Genomic DNA, 8,770 nt, shown 5'->3' with positions numbered 1-8,770 from the left:
AAGGCATACAGGAAGCAAAAGAAGGCTACGTAATCTTATGGCGCTTTGTCGGGCAACAAAGTTTTTACCATGGTACAAAGATCGTAGCTGAACCGAAGATTCGTACATTCCTACGTAAACTGAAAGACTATTTTTTTGATTACGAAGAAGTTGTATACGAACCTGAAAAATAAGAAGGATAGAGGGATATGAAAATGAAAAAAGATAACATTTGGACAGTATTAGATGAGCCAAAAGATCAGGAAATAAGAGAGCAATCCCAAGAGCCGGATGATATTTTTGCTGGTATGGATGAGCTATCGGAGATTACAGATGAAGAACTACCATTTTAATAAAGAAGAGGTAGTTTATAGAGGGTAAAAGGAAGAACTAAGTGATGTATATACTTGGATCTTCCTTTTTTTATTACAAAAAAGAACTTGGAGGGAATTATTGTGCGTATAGGAAATGATTTAGCGGCGGGTTTTTATCCAACCCCACTAACAGAAGGGAAACATTTAATACAGTTATTACAAATGGAATCAGAGCGAGCTTATGCTTGCTTTGATCCATGTTGTGGAGAAGGGACAATTTTACGAAGTTTTGCAGATGAGGTGAAACAAGTTGGTATACAACTTGATACATATGGTGTGGAATTAGATGCAAATCGATATAACAAAGCAAAAGAGCAATTAGATGTAGTGGTACGCTCAAGCTTTGAAAGTATGATGATTAGTCATGACCATTTTCCACTTGTTTTTTTAAATCCTCCTTATAATACGGAGCTTCGTACAGAAAATGCAAAATCAGAGAAAATGGAGTTCAGCTTCTTAAAGCGCGCTCACCATTATTTACAAGAAGGTGGCGTTATGGTGTATGTCATTCCATACGATCGTTTTGCTCGAGATGAAATTATCTACTTTTTAGCTAAGAATTACGAGGAAATAGGATTAATGCGTTTTGGCGATGAAAATGAAGAATTTGAGCAATTTAAGCAATGTGTTTTTATTGGCCGTAAGCGTGCCGCTACGAAAAATGATACATATTTCAATGATCGATTTGCTAATTTTTGTGAAAATATGTCCGATCTTTCTTTCGTAAGAAAACATGTGAATACATTAGCGCAAATGGTGAATCGTAAAAGTTGGATTATACCTGAATTGCATCATCAGAAGAAACTCATTTTCACATCAAGAGTGGACTATAAAAGTGCTTATGAAGGAGTAGGGAAATCGGAAGGTATCTCGACATTCAAAAAGTGTTTAAATAGAGGGAATGGTTACTCACTTCAAGATGAGAAAACAGCAGCTGAAAGAGCAAAAATGCCGATTGCTTCCGGACAATTAGGACTATTGCTGATAACTGGTGTGGCAGATGGTTTGCTTGGTGAAGATGATACGCTCCATGCAGTTCGTGGATCTGAAAATGTGTATTATGAAAATTCATTTGAGCAATTGGAAACAACAACGAAAGAAGTTGTATTACAAAAACGCCGCGCGAAATTTATCATCGCAACACCAACTGGTGAAGTCAAAGAACTTGTCTAGGAAAGGAAGAGAGAGATGTCTGTACTGTTAGGGATAGGAGCGCTATACATTGTATGGGAGTTTAGCAATCGTATATTTCGTATTGCTATTGTACTTATAGTCATTTGTTTATGTGCTTCTCAATTAGGTGCAGGTACGCATTGGACAGTGTTAGAACAATTCTCACTATTCCAGGGTGTAGGCGATATGTTATCTGCAGCTGAACAATCATTACCGGAGTGGAAACAGTTTATAAATTTTTAAACAACCAATTAAATGAGTAGGACATGAAACGTATCAAATAAGATGCGTTTTTTATTTGTAGGAGGGAAAATTATGATACAAGAAATGATTCAACAAGATACATTTGATCAGGAACAAACACCAGCGATGTTGCAATTGGAGACAGGCACTGCCTCACATACTGCTTTTTGTTTTGCTATGGCAGTTAATCATAACAACCATATGCAATTTGCAGTATTAGGTGCGAATGACAGTACATTAAAGTCATTCAGAGCAGCCATATCAATGGGTACTCGTCGTTTGTATTTTGGAGAGGGACAAAAAGAAGAATTACATTATGTATTAGGCAAAAAAATGAATGTAATCTCGAAAGGACAATTTGATTTTATAAATACACAAACAGCAAATAGAAAAAAGGCAATTATTGCGTTTTCTAAGGAAATAGAAGAAAAGTATATTGTTGCAATTAATGAAGCACCAGAGATGCAAGTAAGAGATTTCTTAATGGCTCCTCCTTATGGTTTGCCAATTTTAGAAGAATGGGCTAAGCCAATTTATCAGGAGATGCTAACAAGAAACCTGTTACAACCATTGGAAGTATATTTTGATAAAAATGAATTTACTTCGCTCTCTATTGCACAAGTATTACTAAAAGAAGAGGATTGTAAAGAGTTTTTATCAGAAATGATTCGCTCTGGAAAATGTCAATTTCCGCAAGAGGGCACAGGTGAAAAAATCAATGAAATACAAGATTTAAATGAATATCTATTGGAGTATTCACCTGTCATGCTTGATAAGGTAACAAAATTAGATGAGCCATTACATCAACCAATGAAAGATCAGGCATTATCTCATTTTGATACATACAAAAGACCATTATTCCCTGTACAGGCACATGTAGCAACAGGTGCAGCAAAAGCATTACAAGTACAAAAGGGAATCATCCTGCAGGGTGAGATGAGCACAGGCAAAAGTGCAATGATGACAGCTGCAGTAGATGGCTATTTTCATTTAAAAGGACAAAAAGGGTATCGTACATGTGTTTTTGTTCCACCAACTCTTACGGAGAAGTGGGCAAAAGAAGAAATACGACACTTATTACCAGACGCAGAGATACACCTTATTAAACGCACAGAGGATCTTATTCGTATTCATCAATCTTGGATTCAGGCTGGGAGACCAAAGCCACAAAAACCAACCTTCTTCGTTATTAGTTTTACAACAATGCGAGGAGATTCTATCAAAATGATGCCATTACCTTATAAGCAAATTGCTTTTTCTAAAAAAACGGAAGAAGAGGTGCAAAGGTATTATAAGAAGGGCTATTACTGTCCAGATTGTGGTGCTAGGTTACGTAAAAAAGTGTCTTCTATTATGGTTCAACAAGCCAATGGCGAACAAAAGGAAGTCTGTCAGTATAAAGAATTTACAGGAAGTGACTTAGATTCTAAAACAAATAAAAATAGTGTATGTGCCGATTGTAATTCAAATATTTGGAGTCCGAAGGTAAAAACAAAATATGCAAGTTTTAAAGATTGGACGAAATATGAGAAAAAATTAGTGCAGGCAATTAAAGAGGGAAATAAAACTTTACAAAAACAACTAGAGTTAGAAAATCGCAACAAACCTTATAGTGCAAAACACTCAGGAAGAGCATATAGAAAAGTAGCTACAGTTGAGTATATTCGTAGGAAAATGAAGCATTTCTTCGATGCTCTTATTGCTGACGAAATACATGAACTGAAAAGCGAAACTGCACAAGGAACTGCTCTAGGGAGTTTAGTTAAAGTTTGTAAGAAATTCGTAGGGGGGACAGGTACTCTATTTGGAGGTAAGGCAAGCGATGTATTTTATACGTTATGGCGCTTATATCCTTCCAAGATGGTTAAGAGTGGGTTTGAATATAGCTCTTTAATGGATTGGAATGAGACTTACGGAAACATTGAGAGAACATACTACCATGATGGTGAAGTTGTATCTAATGTAGCTTCACGTGGTGCACAAGGAATGCTGGATAAGACGAAAGTTGTTCCTGGTATTTCACCTTATGTGTTTACTCAATTTTTAATGGATACAACAATAAATATACGCTTAAAAGATGTATGGCCAAATCCAGTCGAATTAATCAATGTACCTACGATTCTTGTTGATATGTCAGATGAGCAAAAACAAGCCTATGAGCATATGAAAGAGTCGTTTGAAAAAGCAATTGAAGCAGCGAAAGGTACACCTGATGTCGGCAAATTATGGCTTTCTTACATCCGTACAGGCAATGCATACCCAGATAACATGAATCATTATCCTGACTATTACTTAGATGGTAATGAAAAAGATGTTGTTTGGTCCAATGGAGAATTTAGATTCGATGAGGATTGTATACAGCCTAAAGAAAAGAAGTTGCAAGAGATATTGTGTACTGAAATTTCTGAGGGCCGACCTACTATCATTTATGTATCAGATACAGGATCTACAGTGAAGGAACGAGACATTCAGCCTCGTTTACAGAAAGTTGCAGAGCAAGTACCTGGTGCGAAAGTAGCAATTTTACGTACCAATACAGTTACTCCGCCAAAACGTAGCGAATGGTTAAAAGAACAAGTAAATAGTGGTGTGAATGTTATCATCTGTTCACAAGAATTGGTAAAGGTAGGATTGGACTTGCTGGCGACGCCAACATTGATTTTCTATCAATTATCATTTAGCTTATTTACGTTAAATCAGGCTGCAAGAAGACATTGGCGTATTGGTCAAACAAAGCAGTGCAGAACTTTCTATCTTGGCTACCGAGAAACGTTCCAGGAACAAATGGCGCAATTAATTGCCCAAAAGAACAAAGCTGCTGAAGCAATGAACGGTGATGCAACAAGTGATGGACTGAATGCAATGCTTGGTGATACTGGGGATCTACAGACTCTATTAATTCAAAACATTAAGAGTGGGAATCAATTAAAAGGTTCAACAGAGGAATGGACAAAAGCAGCATCTGATGAATCTAAACGCGTCCTTGAAAACATTGGCAATGTAATAAAGACTGTATTTGAACCAATTGAAATTCAATTTACGAATTGGGTGGAAAAATTGCCAAAAACAATGGACGTAGCGTTTATGAAAGAGGCTAAATTTGTACAAAAAGCTGTTGAATGTATTAAAAAAGAGCAAGTACCTGGTGTTCGAATGAAGCAGAATGTACTTGAAATAGATGGAGAAATAGAAGATGTGATTCGAACTTTAACAACACTGAATACAGATAAGCGTATGCTTGTACAAAAACAAGATATTACACTGTGGGATGAATTGATCGTAGAAGTAGATACTTCTCAAAAGAAAGGGAAAGGGAAACAAAAAAATAAAGTAATTGAAGGACAATTTGAGTTTGATTTATTTGGTTAAATGAGAGGGGAAAATCATGTTTAAGATGCTTCTTATCGCATTAATTTGCTATATATGTTTTGTAGTTTACAAAACAAAAAGAAATATGTTGATAGAAGAGAAAAATAAAGAAAAAGGACCAGAACTGGTGGAACGACCTGTTTATTGGTGTCCAAGAGAAAATAGGCCTATTGGCAGGGAACAAGAACGTGTTACTGTTCCAACGAAAGAAATTACCTTAGAAAAGGATGTAGCAAATATATATGATTTAGTTGCTGCATCGATTCAAATGAATGTAGATGAAGAAGAAAAAACTTTAGAACAGAACAAGGACGTTGCAAAGGAAGTAGAGTATGTTGAAGATTTTCACCATACTCCTGCTTCTGAAGCAGTATATAATATCCCTTTTCCTAGCGATGAGGATATACCAGAGGAATTATTAGAATATGAGGAGACATTTCTGGAACTAGAACAGTTGCCGATCCCACAAGAAACAGAGCATATCGTCACTCTTCAACAAGGAGTTTCAGGGGTAGATGATATGGATTTTGTAAAGTGGACTGCAAAAGTAATAGGGCGAGAACAAGGACTGACACGTGTACTTAATATGTCTAATAACAAGCGTTATTGGATTCATACAGAGGGAGAAATATTACCAGAAAATCAACTGTTGTATATAGAATTACAAATTGATTCATTGTATTCCTATACACTAGTTAGATGGAGTGAAAGATAACTAGGAAATAGCTGAATGTATTTCCTAGTTGTATTTTCTTGGTTAAATAGCATGAAATACAGCATTTTCTCACTCATTTGTACAAGGATAAAATATTTTTTTATTTTTGTACAAATGAGTGGGACAGAATGATTCACCATATAAGGATATTCGACTATAATGAGACATTGTACGTCATTGTAATATTAAAATGTTTTGAGATTCAGGTGATTAACAGTCTTAAAACAGGAGAATTGAGAACTCTTCGTAATATTACAATGCTTTAAATAGATAGCATCAAATCATGAGAAGTGTATGAAGAATTATTTTATCAAAGTAAATAGGAGTGATAATATATGGCAATCGATCATATAAGCAACAACGTAGTAGAAAAATTAGAACAAACGGTGCGCTATGAAAAGAAACAAATCCAGGTATTACGTGTAAGTAAAAGTAGTTCAAATGTACATGCTTACATGATTTTTCCGGAATTCTCAGAGGTTAAAATTTCAAATACCGAACTGGATGAATATATAGAAAACCTATCAACAAGCGTGAAGTATGTCATTGATCGCAAGTTGAGTCAACAAGAAATTGAAAAACAAAATCATTCTTTCATTATGACGTGTGAAGTCGAGGAAGATGGTGTGATAGATGATGAAACAATTCATTTTAATACGACTTATGTCAAACCACCTACAATTGCAAATAAAGTATTTAAGTTAGTGTGTGGATTAGGCAATCGCTTAGATAGCTTAAAAGAGTTACATATTACAGTATTAAATAATAATATTAATCGAATTGAAATTGAGTTTTACAATGAAAATGAAACATATGTGGCAGTAGAAAAAGAAGAAATTGCAAATGCAATTATGAGGGCATATACAAAAGCAAATATCTATTATTCGGCAGACCTATTTTATGTTGCAGAAGGAAATCAAATCAAATTAAAGAGCGTTAAACCAAAATTAGCGGGTGATGTGTGATGAAACAAGAAAAAGGGATGATAGGAGTCTTATGTACGCTTGTTTTAATGGTTTTACTTCTTACCCCCTTACAAGCGGCTCAGGCTTCTGTAAAAGTAGATTTTAATAAATTGAAGGGGGACGAAGTTTCGTCATCCTTTAAAGAGGGATTAAACAATCGAAAGAAAACAACTGAGAAAGATGATTCATTTGGTTCATCAATCATACAAAAAGTTGAAGGTATGTATGCACCGGCTTTTAAAGTAGGAGTAAATATCTTTTCTATTTCATTTATATTAGGCGTTATTGTCATGGTTATGGCATTAATTACAAAGAATGGTCAATGGATGAAGTGGGCAACCGGAAGTATGATTTTCTCATTTATTAGTATGATGTCCATGAGACTAAGTGTGTACTTCCTGTTCAGTTCCGATATATTTTCGTTTATGAACATCTTTACGGATTTTTTAGACCTGTTTAAAGCAACAGCACTTATTTTCACACCATTTATGTTAATAGCAGGTATTCGTTTAAGAAAAATTCATGAGAGTACGAAACAGCCTGAATATTACCGTTGGTCCAATCGTGTCATAACGGGATCTTGTTTGCTTTGTATGTTAGCTGTACTCGCTCCATGGCTATTTGCTAATATGTAAAGAACCTTATATAAGGATGAAAAGGTACTGAATCTACATTCAGTACCTTTTATCTACTCATTAGGTTCCTTGTCTTGTATGCTTCAAATATTTCTTTTGATATAGGGAATAATATGCTACTTAGATATACAGCTGTATATAAAAAGTGTGGTTGATCTTTCGTTTGAAAGACTTGGAATCTTGTTATGTGGAATAAAATTGTGAAGATCCCTTCGTAACTAAGCCAAATTCGCCATTTTGAATTAGAAATCTCCATTGCTACGTATATGATACCAGTAACAAAGAGGAGTGGCACCAATTGTATCAGGCTAAATAATATCGTTTATTCTATCATTTTTTTCTTATAAATATGCTTAGTGATTGAATCCAAGTTTCTTAACCCCTTCTGCAATTTTCATGATGACACCACCAATTAGGAGATGGTATTCACCAATTCCTTTTTCATTTACATACCAACACATGTAGTGCCTAATACCTTCTTTTGCACCGTGATCATGCAAAGGGAAAGGAGAAGCATATTTTTCTGGAGAGATATTATTACCAAAAGGAATTTGTTCTGCAAGAATAAAGCGTTTCTTTAAGTCATTTACAATCCAACAACCATAATCTATTGTTCCATACCATATTGCATCTTTATGAATTGGATCAATGGAAGGTTGTGCTGGATAATTTTTAGCTAGTATTTGTGCTTTTTCTTCTCGAAGTTGTTGATGTATATGTGAATTCAATGGATCTTCTGTTCCAATTTCATAGGTTTCTTCAAAATTTCCGCACTTATAAGGAATAAGTGGATTATTTGAATCAGCTGCTAATTGTAAACTGCAAGAATCCGATTTTGAAAGGTAGTATACACAGTCTTTGCAGGTAAACAAGTTTGAAAAAGCTGAATTTGTTTTTTGTTCTGTTACGGTATTATCTACTACAAGTTTTAACATGTCTGTCACAATCCTTTTTAAGCTATTTGTGAGTTTAATATAGACGTATCATATCATGCTTATTATTAAATGTAAATATTTACCATTTTTAAATAACCTAATTTATTTTGAAAGGAATGTTTGTTTTGAAAAGAAATCGAGAATATATTGTTTTGCGAAATTCCATTTTAATAGGGTGGTTGCTCACAATTGCGGTTATAGGTCTATCTATCTATTTTTCGTCTATTGCATATTTACTAATCGGATGTTTCGTTCTATCGCTTAAATACGGATTAATGGGTACCGTAAAGAATGTGGAAAAGCGTTTGCCTACCTGGGCAAATTTTGGGGTTATTGAAAAACCAGTAAATCGAAGAGTGACAAGACCGTTTCCGTTTAGGGG

General features: G+C 34.9%; 10 protein-coding genes and 1 pseudogene. 9 read left to right on the top strand and 2 right to left on the bottom strand.

Features of this window, described 5'->3' with window-relative positions:
* The 8 genes and pseudogenes from FOT98_RS33580 to FOT98_RS25370 all read left to right on the top strand — a co-directional run.
* Positions 1-173, top strand: a pseudogene (locus FOT98_RS33580) (DUF6018 family natural product bioysynthesis protein); the annotation flags it as partial.
* Between the two features lie 21 nt (positions 174-194).
* A complete protein-coding gene (locus tag FOT98_RS32560) occupies positions 195-332 on the top strand; it encodes a hypothetical protein (RefSeq protein WP_000711000.1) in 138 nt (45 codons plus the stop codon).
* Positions 333-434: 102 nt separating this feature from the next.
* The gene (locus FOT98_RS25395; RefSeq protein WP_001219634.1) at positions 435-1,526 is read left to right on the top strand and encodes a DUF6094 domain-containing protein; all 1,092 of its coding nucleotides are present in this window, start codon (positions 435-437) and stop codon (positions 1,524-1,526) included.
* 15 nt (positions 1,527-1,541) lie between these two features.
* Positions 1,542-1,769, top strand: coding sequence for a hypothetical protein (locus FOT98_RS25390; protein WP_000114817.1), 228 nt, complete (start codon positions 1,542-1,544; stop codon positions 1,767-1,769).
* A 72-nt stretch (positions 1,770-1,841) separates the two neighbouring features.
* Positions 1,842-5,138 carry a DEAD/DEAH box helicase gene (locus tag FOT98_RS25385; protein ID WP_000613946.1) on the top strand — a complete coding sequence of 1,099 codons (3,297 nt, stop codon included), beginning with the start codon at positions 1,842-1,844 and terminating at the stop codon, positions 5,136-5,138.
* Between the two features lie 16 nt (positions 5,139-5,154).
* Positions 5,155-5,853 carry a hypothetical protein gene (locus FOT98_RS25380; RefSeq protein ID WP_000475645.1) on the top strand — a complete coding sequence of 233 codons (699 nt, stop codon included), beginning with the start codon at positions 5,155-5,157 and terminating at the stop codon, positions 5,851-5,853.
* Positions 5,854-6,188: 335 nt separating this feature from the next.
* Positions 6,189-6,818 carry a hypothetical protein gene (locus tag FOT98_RS25375; protein WP_000963203.1) on the top strand — a complete coding sequence of 210 codons (630 nt, stop codon included), beginning with the start codon at positions 6,189-6,191 and terminating at the stop codon, positions 6,816-6,818.
* Positions 6,818-7,453 (top strand): hypothetical protein, encoded by a 636-nt coding sequence (locus FOT98_RS25370; RefSeq protein ID WP_000806916.1) that lies wholly within the window; start codon positions 6,818-6,820, stop codon positions 7,451-7,453. The genes FOT98_RS25375 and FOT98_RS25370 overlap by 1 nt, the downstream gene beginning before the upstream one ends.
* Positions 7,454-7,502: 49 nt before the next feature.
* Here the strand turns inward: FOT98_RS25370 and FOT98_RS33060 are convergent, their stop codons facing one another.
* A complete protein-coding gene (locus FOT98_RS33060) occupies positions 7,503-7,772 on the bottom strand; it encodes a hypothetical protein (protein WP_231587824.1) in 270 nt (89 codons plus the stop codon).
* 34 nt (positions 7,773-7,806) lie between these two features.
* The gene (locus FOT98_RS25360; protein WP_000916414.1) at positions 7,807-8,388 is read right to left on the bottom strand and encodes a hypothetical protein; all 582 of its coding nucleotides are present in this window, start codon (positions 8,386-8,388) and stop codon (positions 7,807-7,809) included.
* A gap of 125 nt (positions 8,389-8,513) precedes the next feature.
* On the opposite strand from FOT98_RS25360, the gene FOT98_RS25355 reads away from it, so the two are divergent.
* Positions 8,514-8,770: hypothetical protein (locus FOT98_RS25355; RefSeq protein WP_144291175.1), on the top strand; the 257-nt coding region annotated here is incomplete at its 3' end.

The sequence above is a fragment of the Bacillus sp. HY001 genome (assembly GCF_007558965.1).
GTDB lineage: Bacteria > Bacillota > Bacilli > Bacillales > Bacillaceae_G > Bacillus_A > Bacillus_A mobilis.
The sequence above is the reverse complement of the archived record's forward strand: the minus strand, read 5'-3'. Positions and strand labels throughout refer to the sequence as shown.